Here is a 15,012-nt window from a genome sequence, read left to right as displayed (position 1 = left end):
GGGTGTGGGTCGGCCCGCTCCGGTCCCGGGGGCGGGGCCTCCATGGTGTCAACACCCGGGGAGCCGCGCTGTTCCCGCCCCCTCGCCCGCGGGTCCGACGGCGCCGGTCGCGGCCGAACCCCTGGTCCGGCTGTGGCGCAGGTCACACCATGGCGGCATGACGCAGCCGTCCCCTGCGGTGCCCGGGTGGGCCGCCCGCGCGCTGTCCACGGTGTTCGACCCCTGCTGCCGGGAGAAGGGCATCTCCGTCGTCGACATGGGCCTGCTCCGGTCGGTCGACGTCCGCGACGGCCACGCCCGGGTCGAGCTGCTGCTCACCTCGGGCTGGTGCCCGTTCGCCGCCCGGGTGCTCACCGACGTCGAGACGGCGATCCGCCGGCAGCCCGGCGTCGAGACCTGCGAGGTGGAGGTCGTCTGGGACGAGGTCTGGACGACCGACCGGCTCTCCCCCGCGGCCGCCCGCCGGCTGCGGTCCCTCCCCGACCCCGTCGCGGTCCCCGACCGCGACGCGTTCCTCTCCGCCCACCGCCCCCAGCTCGGCCCCAGCACAGGAGGACGACCATGATCGGCGACGCTTTCGTGTTCGACGGGGTCGCGCACCCCTTCAACTTCACGGCCAAGAACGCGTTCGGGTCGCCGGGACAGATGTTCGCCAACCACCTGTACGCCTTCCACACGACGCTGACCCCCGACGGCGAGCCGACGCTGTCGGCGGAGGAGTTCCTCCGGGAGTGGACGCCCGCCGACATCCGGCAGATGGTCTACGAGCAGTCCGACACCGACATGCTGGCCGCGATGCCGCTGCCGCTGACCGACCTGTTCCGCGACGGGCTCTCCCCGTGGGAGACGTGCGCGGAGCTCGCCCAGCGGGACCCGGACCGGACGGTGTTCTGGGGATCGGTCAACCCGCTCGAGGGGCGCCGGGCGCTGGACCTGATGGAGCGCCAGGTCGGCGAGTTCGGCGCGCGGGCGTTCAAGTTCTACAACGTCCGCTACGACTACGGCTCCCCGTTCCCGTGGCGGATGGACGACCCCCGGGTCGCGTTCCCGGTGTTCGAGAAGGCCCAGGAACTCGGGGTGAACCTGATCGGCGTGCACAAGGGCGTGCCGCTCGGCCCGCAGCCGGTCGAGGCGACCCAGACCTGGGACATGGACGGCGCGGCGGCCGCCTTCCCCGACATCAACTTCGTGATCTTCCACGTCGGGCTGCCGTTCCTCGACGAGACGTGCTGGCAGCTGATCCGCTGGCCCAACCTGTACGCCTCGCTGGCGGCGACGATCAACTTCGTCGTGCGGGCGCCGCGCATGTTCGCCGAGATCCTCGGCAAGCTGCTGTTCTGGTGCGGCGAGGACAAGATCGTCTACGGCTCGGAGGCGCCGATCTTCCACCCGCAGTGGGCGCTGCGCGCGTTCATGGACTTCTCCATCCCGCAGGACCTGTGCGAGGGCTACGGCTACCCGCAGCTCACCGACGTCGCCAAGCGGAAGATCCTCGGCGAGAACCTGCTCCGCCTGCACGGGTTCGACGTGGAGGAGACCAGGGCGCGGCTGGGCCGCCCCCCGGCGCACTGATCCGGGTCCGGTCGGGCGGCGCACCACTCACCGGTGCACCGGTCCGGCGTCGCTGCCGGGCGCGTCCCGGGCGCCGCGCCCCACGAGACGGTGCTCGTAGGCGTAGGCGGTGGCCGCGGCGCGCGAGCCCACCCCGATCTTGGTGAAGATGTGGCTGACGTGGCTGGCGACCGTGCGCTCGCTGATGCGGAGCTGGCGCGCGATGGCCCGGTTGGTGGCCCCGCACGCGACCCGCACGAGGACCTCGACCTCCCGGGCCGAGAGCGGGCCGGCGGACCGGTCGCCGGCCGGAGCCGGTGCGGGTGCCACCCGGTCGGCGTCCGGCCGGGCACCCAGGTCCAGGAAGGTCGCCCGCGCCGCCCTCAGCTCGAGGTCCGCGGACTCCGCGTCCCCCAGGGCCCGGCAGGCCCCGGCGAGCAGGACGCGGGTGCGCGCTCCCTCGTACGGCGTGCGCAGCTCGCTCCAGTGGCGCCACGCCTGGCGTGAGAGCACCAGGGCCGCGCGGGCCTCCCCCGCCGCCAGCAGCACCGCCGCCTGCGCGTGGGCGGCCGCGGCGGCCAGGTAGCGGGACCCCTGGGCCCGCGCCCTCGCCGCCAGCTCGTCGGCGGCCGCGCCGGCCGCGGCCCCGTCCCCGGCCGCGAGCACGATCTCGGCGAACGCCCCGAGCACGCGCGCCCGGGCGACGGGCTCGGTCACCTCGGCCTCCAGCCGGCGGACGGCCGCCTCGGCGAGGTCGGTGCGCCCCTGCCCCAGGCGCAGCAGCGCGAGCCCGGGCTGGGGCTCGCACCCGAGCTCGTGCGCCCTCCGGTAGTCCCCGTCCGCGGCGTCGAACTCCCCGCGCACGCGGTACACCTCCGCCCGGACGTAGTGGGCGCCGCCCAGGGTCAGGACGTTCCGCGGCCGACCCAGCCGGCCGACCGCCCGGTCCGCCTCGGCCGCGGCGTCGGCCCAGGTCCCCCGGAGGAGCGCGAGCTCGGCCCGGTGGAGGGAGCAGTGCCCGTCGTAGACGGTGAGTCCGGCCTGCGACCGGAGCCACCGGGTGAAGGACTCGGTCCACCCCTCGAAGCGCGGCACGTCGAACAGCTCGTGGCAGGCGTCGATGACCGTGCAGTAGGAGTCGCCGACGGCGACCGGCGGGATCTCGCGGCCCTCGACCGCCACCATCGCCTCGTCCAGCAGGCGCAGGCCCTCGGCCGGCTCGCCGAGGTAGATGCGGCACCGGCCCAGCCCGATGCGGGCGAGGGTGTCCAGCTCCCGGTCCCCGAAGCGGGCCGCCGTCGCCACGGCCCGGACGAGGCCGGCGTGGGCGCCGGCGGCGTCGCCGGTCTCGACGATGCGGCACATCGCCGCCACGTAGTCCAGGTGGCCCCGTTCCACGCAGTCGGCCTCCGCGTCGTCGAGCAGCTGCCGCGCGCGGCCCACCCACCCGCGGGCGCGGGCGAGGTCGCCCGTGAAGGCCAGGCACCGCGCCAGGCCGATCCCGACGCGCGCGGCACGCGGCACCTGCCCGGCGTCGAGGCAGGCGCGGTGGGCCCGCGCCCACAGGGCGAAGCCCTCCTCGTCGCGGCCGGTGAGGTACGCCGCCGTGGCGACCACGTCGAGGTCGTCGGGGGACGGCTGGCCGTCGGTGAGGACGGCCGAGAGGTCGCGGTAGGCGCTCTCCCAGTCCGCCGGACCACCGGTGCGCCAGCCGGCCGGCTGTCGCATGGGCACAGTGTCGCGCCGGCCCGGACGCGGCACCAGCACCCCGGACCGGCGCGGGCACCGCCCCGCTAGGCGAAGAACTCCTCACTGCCCGGAGGCGCCCCGATGAACATCCACATCTCCGCGATCCGGTCGTCGGCGAAGCGGTAGACGAAGGCGTTGTCCGACTCCAGGCGGCGGCCCCGGCGGCCCAGGACCGCGTGCTCCCACTCGGACACCCACTCGCCGGCGGGCACGCAGAACCGCTGCTGCAGGTCGACGTCGCCGCCGGTGGCCTCCACGACCGCGCCGATGACCTCCATCAGCCCGGCCGCACCGGCGTAGTCCCCGGGCTTCGGGTACGGCCCGCGGTAGTGGAACGTGAAGTCGTCCGTGAGGAGCTCGTCGAGCACCTCCCGGTCGCCCCCGAGGACGGCGCCGGTCATCCGGTCGACCGTGGCAACGTGCGGGTGCTGGCTCATGTCCGCCTCCTGCGCTGCTCGTCGCATCCGTGCACCGGCACGCTAGGGAGACGGGGGGCGCGGGCACATCGGCAGGATCGCGGAGCGCGGCCGTCGGTCGGGTCGGCACTTCTGCGCACGGCGCGCCCCGTGCCGACGACACAGCGTGCGGGCCGTCCTGCTCCGGGTGATGCCGGCGAGCGCGCGTCGCGGTCCACGCCGGTTCCTCGGCAACTGTCGGGCAGGAGGGTCGGCGTCTTCGGCGACAACTGGCGGGTGGACCCCTTGGCCCTCCCGGCGCGCCTGCCGATCCTCGTGCCTCCCCCACCACAGGAGGCCCCGGTGCACCGCTCCGCGCTCGTGTCGTCGCTCCTCACCACCGCCGTCCTGCTCGCCGGCTGCTCGGCCGGGCCGGCCGGATCGGCCGCTCCGGACTCCGCCAGGCCCTCGAGCACCTCGGCCGAGCCCTCCGCGCCCGCCCCCTCGTCGCCGGCCGACCCGGCCGAGGGCGCCACCGCCGGCGGCACGGATGACAACAGCACCGGTGACGACAGCCCCGGGGCCCAGGAACCGACCGACGCCGGGACCGGCGGCGGGGGCACCGGCAACGGGACCGAGGGTCTGCCCGGCTGGCCCATCGAGTCCACCCCGGTGCACGGCGGCCGCTACTGGGCCGCCTACGTCGCCGTGGGGGCACCCGGCGACCCCGCGCTCCAGCAGGTGCTCGGCGACGTGCAGCAGCTCTGGCCGGGCGCCGGACTCGCCGAGCTGGCGTGCGACGAGGGGGCGGCGGAGGCCCTCGGCCGTGACGGCGCCGAGCACGCCGTGGCCGTGTACTTCCCCACCGAGCAGCACGTCACCGAGTTCCGCAGGCGCTGGGAGGCACCGTTCGTCGGAGCCGCCCAGGTGACCACCCGCTGCGCCGACTGACGTCGTGGGGCGGCGCGCCGGACCCGGTCGACGCGCTTCCCCGGGCCGGCGGGCGACCGTCGGCCGCCGAACCGTTGGTGCCCCAACGGCATACCCTGGCGGGGTGACCACGAGCCCGACGCCGCAGGCCCCCGCCGGGTCCGAGGAGCTGCTCGCCCTCGCCTCGGAGGACGTGCTCGCCCTCGACCGCCAGGTCTGCTTCGCGCTCTCGGTGGCCGCGCGCAACGTCGTCGCCGTCTACCGCCCCGTCCTCGAGCCACTCGGCCTGACCCACCCGCAGTACCTGGTGATGCTCGCGCTGTGGCAGCACGGGTCGCTGTCGGTGAAGCGGCTGTCGGGACTGCTGCAGCTCGACCCCGGCACCCTCTCCCCGCTGCTCAAGCGGCTCGAGGCGGCCGGCCTGCTGCGCCGCGAGCGCGACCCCGCGGACCAGCGCAACCTGGCGCTCGCGCTGACCGAGGAGGGACTGGCCCTGCGCGCGAAGGCCGAGGCCATCCCGGCCGGCATCGTCGAGCGGCTCGGGATGCCCGTCGAGGAGCTGATGAGCCTCCACGGGGCCCTCACCCGGGTGATCGCCGCCTCGCAGGAGGCGCTGGCGGCCCGTGACCCCGCCTGACCCGCCTCCCCACTGTCCGGTCCGACACATGGCCCTCCAATACTTGGTGCACCATGCATTTGGGGGGACCATGGGGACGTGGCCGTCACCGAGCAGGAGCACACCACCGACATGACCGAGCACAGCCCGGGGTCCGGCGCCCCTGCAGACCCCGTCGTCCGCCCCGCCCCGCACCGGTGGCTCTGGTACGCCCTCGGCGGCGGCCTCCCCCGGCGCAACCGCGGCTGGGTCCTGTTCGACACGACGACCAGCACCTGGTGGGCGCGGCACGTCGTGCGCAGCCTCGTGCAGATGGCGGTCCCGATCGCGGTGGTCATGCTGGTCCTGCCGGCCGGCTGGGGGCTGCGCATCGCCGTGGCCGGCGGCGGCATCGCCCTCGGGCTGGTCTACTCGCTGGCCTACATGGTGGAGGCGACCGAGAACCGCGTGGTCAAGGCCGGCTACCCGGTCGGCACCGCCGCCGCGCACCGCGAGGCCCGGTGGGAGGTGCGCGAGGAGCGCGACCGGCAGCGCCGCCGGGCCGCTGCGGCCAGGCGCGCCGCCCGCTACCGCGACCGCACGAGCCGCTAGGCGCCGGGCCGCCGGGCGCGCTGACCAGCGGCATCGGCCGCGGGCGGGTGCCGTGCGGTGCTGGTGCCCGCCCCCTCCACGGGAGCAGACTGCCCTCCGTGGCCCCGGCACCGGCCATGACGGCCGGGAGCGCACGCCGCCGGCTCCGGGAGGAGCCCCCGTGGCGCGGGCGTCCGCGCGCCCGTCCCGGGGACGCACGGTGACCGGCCGGCACCGCGACCCCGCGACCGGGTCGCCGCTCCGCCACCGCCGGGAGGACGTCCCTCCGGCGCTCGCGGGGGCGGGCCGGACCACGCCGGGCACCCTCACCCACCTGATCGCCGTCCACGGACGCCGGCCGACGGTCGCGGCGATGGTGCTGGTCGCGCTGACCGTCCCCCTGGCCGGGCTGGTGTTCCTGCTGCGCAGCGACTTCGAGGGGCTGTACTGGAGCGGGGCGGCGCTGCACTTCTCCGTCTTCCTGACCGTCGGGGGCGTAGCGGCCAGCCTGTCGCTGGTCGCCGGGGAGGCGGCGCGCCGACGCGGGGACGCCCGCGTCCTGCTCCTGTCCCTGGCGTTCCTCGCGACCAGTGGCTTCATGGCGCTGCACGCCGTCGGCACCCAGCACGTGCTCACCCACGACGCGCTGCCCGGCTTCACCGTCGCCATCACGATCGGGCTGCTCGTCGCCGCCCCCTTCGCCGCGGCGTCGGCCCTGGTGGACGCGCGGCCGCCGACCGAGGCGTGGGTGGCGCGCCACCGGCAGGCGCTGCGGGGCGCGGTGTTCGGGGCGATCGTCGTCTGGGGGCTGTGGTCGGTGGCCGAGTGGCCACCGCTGCAGCAGGTGACCGCCGAGGGCGGGGAGCACCTCGCGCTCACGGTGGCCGCGGCGATCGGCGCGCTGCTCTACCTGCTGGCCGCGGTCCGCCTCTGGTGGGTCAACCGGAGCCACTTCGGGCTGCTCCTGTTCAGCGTCGTGGCCTGCTACGGCCTGCTCGCGGAGGCCCTGGTCGGCGTGGCACTGGCCGGCGAGCGCAAGTGGCACCCCGCCTGGTGGGTGTGGCACGCGCTGATCGTCATCGCCTACCTCCTCGTCTTCACCGCCGCGCGGCGGGAGTGGCGGGACGAGCGCTTCCGCACCCTCTACCTGCCGACGACGCGCGAGCACCGCGGCGAGGTGTCGGTGCTGGTCGGCGACCTGGCGGGCTTCACCGCCTTCACCGCCCGGCACGACGCCGTGGAGGTCGCGGCCATGCTGCGGGCCTACTACGAGCGGGCCGCGCCGCTGATCTCCCGGCGGTTCGGCGGCGAGGTCGAGAAGTTCGCCGGCGACGGCGTGTTCGCGACGTTCAACCGCGCCGGGGACCAGCCCGACCATGCCCTGCGCGCGGTGGAGGCGGCCGCGGCGCTGCAGGCCGAGGTGGCGCGGATCCGCGCCGCGCACCCCGACTGGCCGGGACTGCGGATCGGCGTCGACAGCGGCCCCGTCGTGTTCAGCGAGATGGGCGGCAGCGGCTACCTGGTCTACCCCGCCGTCGGGGACACCGTGAACGTCGCGGCCCGGCTGCAGCAGCACGCCCCGGTCGGCGGCGTACTGATCGGCACCGGGACGCGCGACCAGCTGCCGGCCGCGGTCGACCTCGTGCCGGTGACCGGCCTGCGGCTCAAGGGCAGGGACGCCGCCGTCGACGCCTACCTCGTGCAGCTCCCCCTGCGGACCTCCCCCGTCCCGACACCGCGGTCCGGGGGCACGCGCGGCGCCGCCTCGGCCCGGACCCCGCGCTGACCGGCCCGGACGGGCCCGGCCCGCGTGGTCGAACCCGGTGCGGGACCGGGCGGTCCCTGGCACGGTGCCTCCTGCGCGAGGGGAGGCGCAGGAGGTGTGGCCGCGGCGAGAGGAGCCGACATGGGCACCAGGGAGGTCGCGCCCCGGGCGGCGCGCGCGCTGACGACGGTCCTCGGCACCGGCGGGCTCCCCGTCCGGCTGCGGGCCTGGGACGGCAGCGAGACCGGCCCGCCCGGGGGGCCGGTGGTCGTCCTCCGCTCACGGCGGGCGTTCCGCCGGGTCCTGTGGTCGCCGGTCCAGCTCGGCCTGGCCCGCGCCTACGTCGCCGGCGACGTCGACGTCCCCGGTGACGTGTTCGCCACCCTCACCGCGCTGCGCGTGCTCGCGACGTGGGGACAGGGGGAACCGGCCCCGCCGCTGCGCCCGTCCGCGCGCTGGGCGCTGCTGCGCACCGCCGCCCGGCTCGGCGCCGTCGGCCCGCCGCCGCCCCCGCCGGCGGAGGAGGCCCGCGTCGGCCGGGCCGGGCCCCGGCACTCCCGCCGCCGGGACGCCGTCGCCATCGCCCACCACTACGACGTCGGCAACGACTTCTACGCCCTGGTCCTCGGGCCCACGCTGGTCTACTCGTGCGCGGTCTGGACCGACGAGTGCACCGGCCTCGACGCCGCCCAGGAGGCCAAGCTCGACCTGGTCTGCCGCAAGCTCGGGCTCCGGCCCGGCATGCGCCTGCTCGACGTGGGCTGCGGGTGGGCCGGGCTGGCGCTGCACGCCGCCCGGCGGTACGGCGTCGACGTCGTCGGGGTCACGCTCTCCGCCGAGCAGGCCGCGCTGGCGCGCAAGCGGGTCGCGGAGGCGGGCCTGACCGATCGGGTCGACGTCCGGGTGCAGGACTACCGCGAGGTCACCGACGGTCCCTTCGACGCGATCGCCTCGATCGGGATGGCCGAGCACGTCGGCCGGCAGCAGATGCCCTCGTACGCCGCGCACCTGCGCGACCTGCTGCGCCCCGGCGGCCGGCTGCTCAACCACGCCATCGCCTGGCGCGACGGGCGGTGGCGGCCGGACCCGGACTCGTTCATCGCCCGCTACGTGTTCCCCGACGGGGAGCTGCTGGGCCTGGCGGAGACCGTCGGCGCGCTGGAGGACGCCGGGCTGGAGGTGCTCGACGTCGAGGCGCTGCGCCGGCACTACGGCCTCACGCTGCGCGCCTGGGTCGCCCGGCTGGAGCGGCACTGGGACGAGGCCGTGGCCGCCGCCGGCGAGGGGCGCGCCCGGGTGTGGCGGCTGTACATGGCGGCGTGCGCGCTCGCGTTCGAGGCCGGCACCATGGGCGTGGACCAGGTGCTCGTCCAGCGGCCCGGCGGCGCGCCGCCCCCGCTGCGGCGCACCGCGTGGGTGTGAGCGTCAGGCGACGTCCTGCGCGGGCGCACCCGGCCCCGGCTCGGCGAGGATCCAGCTGGTGCGCCCGTGCAGCGGCGGGGTCTTGGTGCCGTCGGTGAACCAGACGACGACGCCGCCGTGCGCCCGGCAGCGCGAGCGCACCACCCGCACCCGGCCCCCGCGGGCGGTCTTGACCGGCCGGACCAGCGGGAGGCCGAAGTCGGTGCCGATGACGTCGCCGGTCAGGACCGGCTCCCCGGCGGACAGGTGGGACGTCGGGACGGTGGTCATCAGTGCCTCCGGGAGGGTGTTCGAACGTGTGTTCGATGGTGCACCCGAGGGGTGACGTCGCGCCACCGGGTCCTCAGTCGGGCCGGATCCCGTTCCGCGTGACCCGGATCGTGGACGCGCTGCGGGTCCGCCGGGTGGGCACGACCTCGCCGAGCTCGGCCAGCCGCTCCACCGCGGCGTCCTTGTCGACCTGCGTGCGCATCCCGCCGCCGGTCCACTCGCAGTGCAGGTCGCCGGCCGGCCCGGACCGGCCCCGCAGCCGCTCGCGGGCGAACTCCTTGTGCCGCCGGGCCTCGTTCTCCGCCGCTCGCCAGGCGTCGTAGTCGTGGACGGCCTCGACGTAGTCGGCGTCGGTGACCGTCAGCCGGGACTGGCGGGACACCTCACCCTCCGTCCCGGGGTCCACCGGCGGGCCCCAGCACAGGTCGAGGAACGGGCACCAGTCGCACATCCCGTCCACGCCGGGCCCGAACCCGTCGCGCGGGACGGCGTCGACGCCGTCCTCCTCCACGGTGGCGTAGACGTCGGTCAGCCACATGAGCGCCTCGGCGGTCAGCGCCGGGTCGTGGTCGGCCTCGAAGACGACGTCCTCGCCGGAGTCGCGGGACAGGTAGCGGAGCCGCAGGCCCTCGACGTCCTGCCCGTCCCCCGACGGCAGCCGCCGGTCGGCGGTCTGCCCGGTGCGCAGCAGCCACGCGTAGAGGGCCACCTGGAACCAGTGCCGGACCGGCACCCCGCGGGTGAGGACCCGCTCGAAGCCGAACCGCGACGTCGTCTTGAGGTCCTCCACCACCGGTTCGTGCCACCAGTCGCAGCGGCCCTTGACCTGCTCGCCGCGCAGGCCCACCTCGGTCAGCCCGCCGTACTGGCGGCGCAGCGCGCGCAGCACCCCGCGGTGCAACTCGGTGCCGATGAAGGCCTGCAGTCCCGCGCGGGCGTTGGTCGGCCGGCGCCGGGCGATCCGGTAGGCGGCCCGGCGCCGGCACTCGCCGACCTCCGAGGCGCCGATCATCCGCTGCCGGGAGCGGGCCCGGCGGCTGTCGAGGTCCCGGACCGCCGCGGCCAGGCTGGGCGCGGCCCGGCGCTCGGCGGCGCTGGGCCGCGCGGGCAGGACGGCGGTCACCGTCCCGCTCCCGGTCGGGGGCGGCGGGGCGGGGCCGGGAGGTCCGGCCCCGCCCCGCCGCGCGGCTCAGGCGACGTCCGCACGACCGTCGTCGCCGTCCCGGCGCTCGGCGATCACCGCGCGCACCAGCGCGGTGAGCCGCTTGGTCGCCACGTGCTCGACGGACCGGCCGAACCGGGCGCCGATCTGCTCGTCGGTCACGCCCAGGCTCTCCAGGCTGGCGAGCACGCCGCGGCGGGCCGCGGTGTTGCGCCGCTCCCGCGGGTCGTCCGGGGTCGGCGAGGACTCCAGCAGCGGGTTCGCCGGCGCGGCGTCCTCGGCGTCGGGCCGGGGAGCCGAGACGGCGGCCTGCGCGGCCGCCGCCGCGGCCTGCGCTGCCTGCAGCACCGAGGCCGGCGTCTGCGGGACCGACGGGTCGCCGGCCGCGACCCGGCGCCGCCCGGCGGGGTGGGTCGTCATCGAGGACTCGACCAGCTGCTCGTGCCGGGCGCGGATCAGCTCCGCGACCGTGTACGAGCCGCCCGGGGTGGGGACGTCGGCCTGCAGCAGGCCGTTGCGGTTGGCCACGGTCCAGACCTCGCGCAGCTCGTCGTCGTCGCGGGCGTCGTCGATCCGCGCGACCAGGTCGGCGGCGTCGGGCTCGCCGCGGCCGCCGGCCCGGGCGGCCGGGCGGGGCTGCTGTGCCTCCTCGGTGCGCTCGTGCTCGAGCAGCCCGCCGCCGTGGAAGGAGACGAGGTCGCGCACGTGCGCGGTGCCCGGGTCGCACTTGAGCGCGTCGAACACCAGCCACTCCAGCAGCCGGCCGGTGGCCTTCGGGTCGGTGACCTCGCGCGCCGGGTCGTCGTTGGGCTTGATGCCCACGTGCACGCTGCGCGCGCCGACGATCAGCGGCCGGCGGCCGCGGCGCAGCCGCATCCACACGGACGCGGCGTACGGGAACTCCCGGTGGGTCTGCACCGACCAGGTCTTCTGGCCCTCGATCGGGCGGCCGTTCGAGTCGACCTCGGTGACCTCCTTGCCGCGGGCGGTCACGACGACGATCCCAGGGAAGGTGAGCAGCTCGGTCTGCAGCTTGCGCCAGCGGGCGCCCGCGTCGTTCCACAGGTTCTGGCTGATGGTGACCTCGGCGTTGGGGTCGCGCTTGAGCATCTCGCGGTTGCGGGCGGACTTCGCGGCGCGCTCGCTGGCCCAGTCCTTCAGGCCGTCCCAGATCGCCGAGCCGGTGTCGATGCCGAGCACGACCGGGGGCTCGCCGGCGTCGGAGGCGCGGCGGGCCTCGGCCTTGACCGCCTGGACGGCGGCCAGCACCGCGGCGTAGGAGCCGTCGTGCTCGATGAGCTGGTACCTCGCGCCGGGGATCGCGCCGTACTCGTCACCGGCGCCCTCGTTGAGGTCGATCCAGTAGAGCGCGCCGATCCGGTCGCTGCTGCTGAACTGGGCGAGCGCCCAGCTCTTGCCTGCCTTCTCCTCGCCCTCGAGGAGGATGCACGGCCACGGCACGCGGCCGGTGGGCTTGCGGGTCTTGAGGCCAGGGACGGCCATGTCGGACTCCTTGATGACACGGGGAAGATGTCGACCCCGAATCTAGGAAGGGGTACCGACAAAACGGCGTGTCGACTTGACACCCCGTGCCGGCGATCGCGTCAGCCCTGCTCAGGCCCGTCGTCGGAGGACACCCGCCCGCGCAGCCGGTGGGCCAGGGCGGTGTGCCGGCGCCCGGACCCGGCGGCGCGCACGGCCTGGGCCAGCGCCCGGGGCGAGCCGACCAGCACGACGAGCTGCTTGGCCCGGGTGACCGCGGTGTAGAGCAGGTTGCGCTGCAGCATCATCCAGGCGCTGGTGGTCAGCGGGACGACGACGCACGGGTACTCGCTGCCCTGGGAACGGTGCACGGTGACCGCGTAGGCGTGCACCAGCTCGTCGAGCTCGGCGAAGTCGTAGTCGATCGCCTCGTCCTCGTCGGTGACCACGGTGACCTTCTGGTCCACCGGGTCGATCGCGGTGACGAGGCCCTGGGTGCCGTTGAAGACGCCGTTGCGGCCCTTGTCGTAGTCGTTGCGGATCTGGGTGACCTTGTCCCCGACGCGGAACACCCGCCCGCCGAACCGCTTCTCCGCGCGCTCGGGCCGGGCCGGGGTGAGCGCCTCCTGCAGCAGCTCGTTGAGCCCGGCGGCACCGGCCGGCCCGCGGTGCACCGGGGTGAGCACCTGCACGTCGCGGCGCGGGTCGAGGCCGAACCGGGCCGGGATGCGCCGGGTGACGACGTCCACGGTGAGCCGGGCGGCCTCCTCGGCGTCGTCGGTGGCGAACAGGAAGAAGTCGTCGAGGCCCTGCACCTGCGGCGGGGTGCCGGCGTTGATCCGGTGGGCGTTGGTCACCACCCCCGACCGGCTGGCCTGCCGGAAGACCTGCGTCAGGCGCACGTGCGGCACCGGGGTGCCCTCGGCGAGCAGGTCGCGCAGCACCTCGCCGGCGCCGACCGACGGCAGCTGGTCGACGTCGCCGACCAGGAGCAGGTGCGCGCCCGGCGGGACCGCCCGCACCAGCTTGTTCGCCAGCAGCAGGTCCAGCATCGAGGACTCGTCGACGACGACCAGGTCGGCGTCCAGCGGCCGGTCCCGGTCGTAGGCGGCGTCGCCGCCGGGGCGGAGCTCCAGCAGCCGGTGCACGGTCACCGCCTCGACCCCGGTCAGCTCGGTGAGCCGCTTGGCCGCCCGGCCGGTCGGCGCCGCGAGCACGATCCGCGCGCCCTTGGCCTTGGCGAGGGTGACGATCGAGCGCACCGTGAAGCTCTTGCCGCAGCCGGGCCCGCCGGTGAGGACGGCGAGCCGCTCGGTCAGCGCCAGCCGGACGGCGTCCCGCTGGCCGGGCGCGAGCTCGACGCCGGTGCGCCGGTGCAGCCAGGCGAGCGCGGCGTCCCAGTCGACGGTGGCGAAGGCCGGCATGCGGTCCTCGGCGGCGGCGGCCAGCCTCCGCAGCCCGGCGGCGAGCGAGACCTCGGCGCGGTGGAACGGCACGAGGTAGTAGGCCACCGTGGGTGGGCCGCCGGCGCCGGGCAGCTCGTCGCGGATCAGGCCCTGGTCGGCGACCAGCAGGGCCAGGCAGTGGCGCACCAGGTCGGCGGGGACCTGGAGCATCTCGACCGCTCGGGCCATGAGGTCGTGCTCGGGCAGGAAGCAGTGCCCCTGCCCGGTGGCCTCGGAGAGCACGAACTGCAGCCCGGCCTCCACCCGCTGGGTGCTGTCGTGCGGGATGCCGACGGCGACGGCGATCGTGTCGGCGGTCTTGAAGCCGATGCCCCAGACCTCGGCGGCCAGGCGGTAGGGCTCGCTGCGGACGACGCCGATCGCGGCGCCGCCGTACTGCTTGTAGATGCGCACGGCGAGCGAGGTGGAGACCCCGACGCCCTGCAGGAAGACCATCACCTCCTTGATGGCCCGCTGCTCCTCCCACGCCTCGGTGATCAGCCGGGTGCGCTTGGGGCCGAGCTTGGGCACCTCGGCCAGCCGGGCCGGCTGCTCCTCGATCACCCGCAGCGCATCGGCTCCGAAGTGGTCGACGATCTGCGCGGCCAGCCGCGGGCCGATCCCCTTGACCAGCCCCGAGCCGAGGTAGCGCCGGATGCCCTGCACCGTGGCCGGCAGCACGGTCGTGTAGTCCTCGACCTGGAACTGGCGGCCGTACTGGGGGTGCGCGCCCCACCGGCCGCGCAGCTGCAGCGTCTCCCCCGGCTGGGCGCCGAGCAGCGAGCCCACCACGGTGACCAGGTCCCCGCCGCGCCCGGTGTCGACCCGGGCCACGGTGTAGCCGGTCTGGGCGTTCGCGAACGTGATCCGCTCCAGCGTCGCCTCCAGGACCGCCCCCGTCCGCGCCTCTGCCACCTGCCGTCCTCTCGCTGCTCCGCCGTCCTCCCCTCGATCGTCACACCGCCCGATGACGAAATCCGCGGAGCGCACGGAACTGTCGGACGGTGCTCGTAACCTCCGGACGCTCACCTGAGCGATGCACTGACAACACGGAGGACCGGATCATGGCCGGCGACACTGTCATCACCGTCATCGGCAACCTGACCAGCGACCCCGAGCTGCGTTTCACGCCCTCGGGAGCGGCGGTTGCCGACTTCACCATCGCCTCGACCCCACGCACCCTGGACCGCCAGACCCAGGAGTGGAAGGACGGCGACGCGCTCTTCCTGCGCTGCAGCTGCTGGCGCCAGATGGCCGAGAACGTCGCGGGGTCGCTGACCCGCGGCTCGCGGGTCATGGCGCAGGGGCGTCTCAAGCAGCGGTCCTTCGAGACCAAGGAGGGCGAGAAGCGCACCGTCATCGAGCTCGAGGTCGACGAGATCGGCCCGTCCCTGCGGTATGCGACGGCGACCGTCGCCAAGGTCGCCCGCTCCGGGGACGGTCCCGGTGGGGGCTCCGGTGGCGGACAGACGCCCCGCGACGGCCGCAACGGTGCCGGCCGGGGCAGCTCGCCCGACCCCTGGGCCGCGGCGCCGGTCGGCGGCTTCGCCGAGGAGGAGCCGCCGTTCTGACCGGGACCGGGGGGGGGGGGGGGCGGGGGGGGGGGGGGGGGGGGGGGGGGGGGGGGGGGGGGGGGGGGGCGGGGGGGGCGCCGG

General features: G+C 75.8%; 14 protein-coding genes. 8 read left to right on the top strand and 6 right to left on the bottom strand.

Going from position 1 to position 15,012, the window contains the following annotated elements:
• Positions 1–157 precede the first annotated feature (157 nt).
• Complete coding sequence (locus ACI79L_RS14320) at positions 158–565, top strand: metal-sulfur cluster assembly factor (protein ID WP_456937440.1); 408 nt, start codon at positions 158–160, stop codon at positions 563–565.
• A complete protein-coding gene (locus ACI79L_RS14315) occupies positions 562–1,572 on the top strand; it encodes an amidohydrolase family protein (RefSeq protein ID WP_456937439.1) in 1,011 nt (336 codons plus the stop codon). Before ACI79L_RS14320 ends, ACI79L_RS14315 begins: the two co-directional genes overlap by 4 nt.
• Before the next feature lie 27 nt (positions 1,573–1,599).
• On the opposite strand, the gene ACI79L_RS14310 is transcribed toward ACI79L_RS14315, so the two are convergent.
• Both ACI79L_RS14310 and ACI79L_RS14305 read right to left on the bottom strand, forming a co-directional pair.
• Positions 1,600–3,279, bottom strand: coding sequence for a LuxR C-terminal-related transcriptional regulator (locus ACI79L_RS14310; RefSeq protein WP_456937438.1), 1,680 nt, complete (start codon positions 3,277–3,279; stop codon positions 1,600–1,602).
• 65 nt (positions 3,280–3,344) lie between these two features.
• Entirely contained in the window at positions 3,345–3,737 is a 393-nt protein-coding gene (locus ACI79L_RS14305; protein WP_456937437.1) for a nuclear transport factor 2 family protein, read from the bottom strand.
• A 321-nt stretch (positions 3,738–4,058) separates the two neighbouring features.
• Between ACI79L_RS14305 and ACI79L_RS14300 the strand changes: the two genes are divergently transcribed.
• The 5 genes from ACI79L_RS14300 (at position 4,059) to ACI79L_RS14280 (ending at position 8,998) form a co-directional block, all read left to right on the top strand.
• Positions 4,059–4,646, top strand: a complete 588-nt coding sequence (locus ACI79L_RS14300; protein ID WP_456937436.1) for a hypothetical protein — start codon at positions 4,059–4,061, stop codon at positions 4,644–4,646.
• 103 nt (positions 4,647–4,749) lie between these two features.
• Positions 4,750–5,262 carry a MarR family winged helix-turn-helix transcriptional regulator gene (locus ACI79L_RS14295; RefSeq protein WP_456937435.1) on the top strand — a complete coding sequence of 171 codons (513 nt, stop codon included), beginning with the start codon at positions 4,750–4,752 and terminating at the stop codon, positions 5,260–5,262.
• 78 nt (positions 5,263–5,340) lie between these two features.
• Complete coding sequence (locus ACI79L_RS14290; protein WP_456937434.1) at positions 5,341–5,832, top strand: DUF5313 family protein; 492 nt, start codon at positions 5,341–5,343, stop codon at positions 5,830–5,832.
• A 199-nt stretch (positions 5,833–6,031) separates the two neighbouring features.
• Positions 6,032–7,597 (top strand): adenylate/guanylate cyclase domain-containing protein, encoded by a 1,566-nt coding sequence (locus ACI79L_RS14285; protein WP_456937433.1) that lies wholly within the window; start codon positions 6,032–6,034, stop codon positions 7,595–7,597.
• Between the two features lie 120 nt (positions 7,598–7,717).
• On the top strand, positions 7,718–8,998 hold the full coding sequence (locus tag ACI79L_RS14280; protein WP_456937432.1) for a class I SAM-dependent methyltransferase: 1,281 nt from the start codon (positions 7,718–7,720) through the stop codon (positions 8,996–8,998).
• 3 nt (positions 8,999–9,001) lie between these two features.
• On the opposite strand, the gene ACI79L_RS14275 is transcribed toward ACI79L_RS14280, so the two are convergent.
• From ACI79L_RS14275 to recD2, 4 genes are all read right to left on the bottom strand, one after another.
• On the bottom strand, positions 9,002–9,268 hold the full coding sequence (locus ACI79L_RS14275) for a hypothetical protein (protein ID WP_456937431.1): 267 nt from the start codon (positions 9,266–9,268) through the stop codon (positions 9,002–9,004).
• Positions 9,269–9,341: 73 nt separating this feature from the next.
• The gene (locus ACI79L_RS14270) at positions 9,342–10,391 is read right to left on the bottom strand and encodes a PD-(D/E)XK nuclease family protein (protein ID WP_456937430.1); all 1,050 of its coding nucleotides are present in this window, start codon (positions 10,389–10,391) and stop codon (positions 9,342–9,344) included.
• Positions 10,392–10,457: 66 nt separating this feature from the next.
• Positions 10,458–11,933 carry a hypothetical protein gene (locus ACI79L_RS14265; RefSeq protein ID WP_456937429.1) on the bottom strand — a complete coding sequence of 492 codons (1,476 nt, stop codon included), beginning with the start codon at positions 11,931–11,933 and terminating at the stop codon, positions 10,458–10,460.
• Positions 11,934–12,034: 101 nt separating this feature from the next.
• Positions 12,035–14,272, bottom strand: coding sequence for an SF1B family DNA helicase RecD2 (recD2, locus tag ACI79L_RS14260; protein ID WP_456937428.1), 2,238 nt, complete (start codon positions 14,270–14,272; stop codon positions 12,035–12,037).
• A 149-nt stretch (positions 14,273–14,421) separates the two neighbouring features.
• On the opposite strand from recD2, the gene ACI79L_RS14255 reads away from it, so the two are divergent.
• Entirely contained in the window at positions 14,422–14,928 is a 507-nt protein-coding gene (locus ACI79L_RS14255) for a single-stranded DNA-binding protein (RefSeq protein WP_456937427.1), read from the top strand.
• Positions 14,929–15,012 lie beyond the last annotated feature (84 nt).

Source organism: Geodermatophilus sp. SYSU D00684 (genome assembly GCF_054050455.1).
The sequence above is the reverse complement of the archived record's forward strand: the minus strand, read 5'-3'. Positions and strand labels throughout refer to the sequence as shown.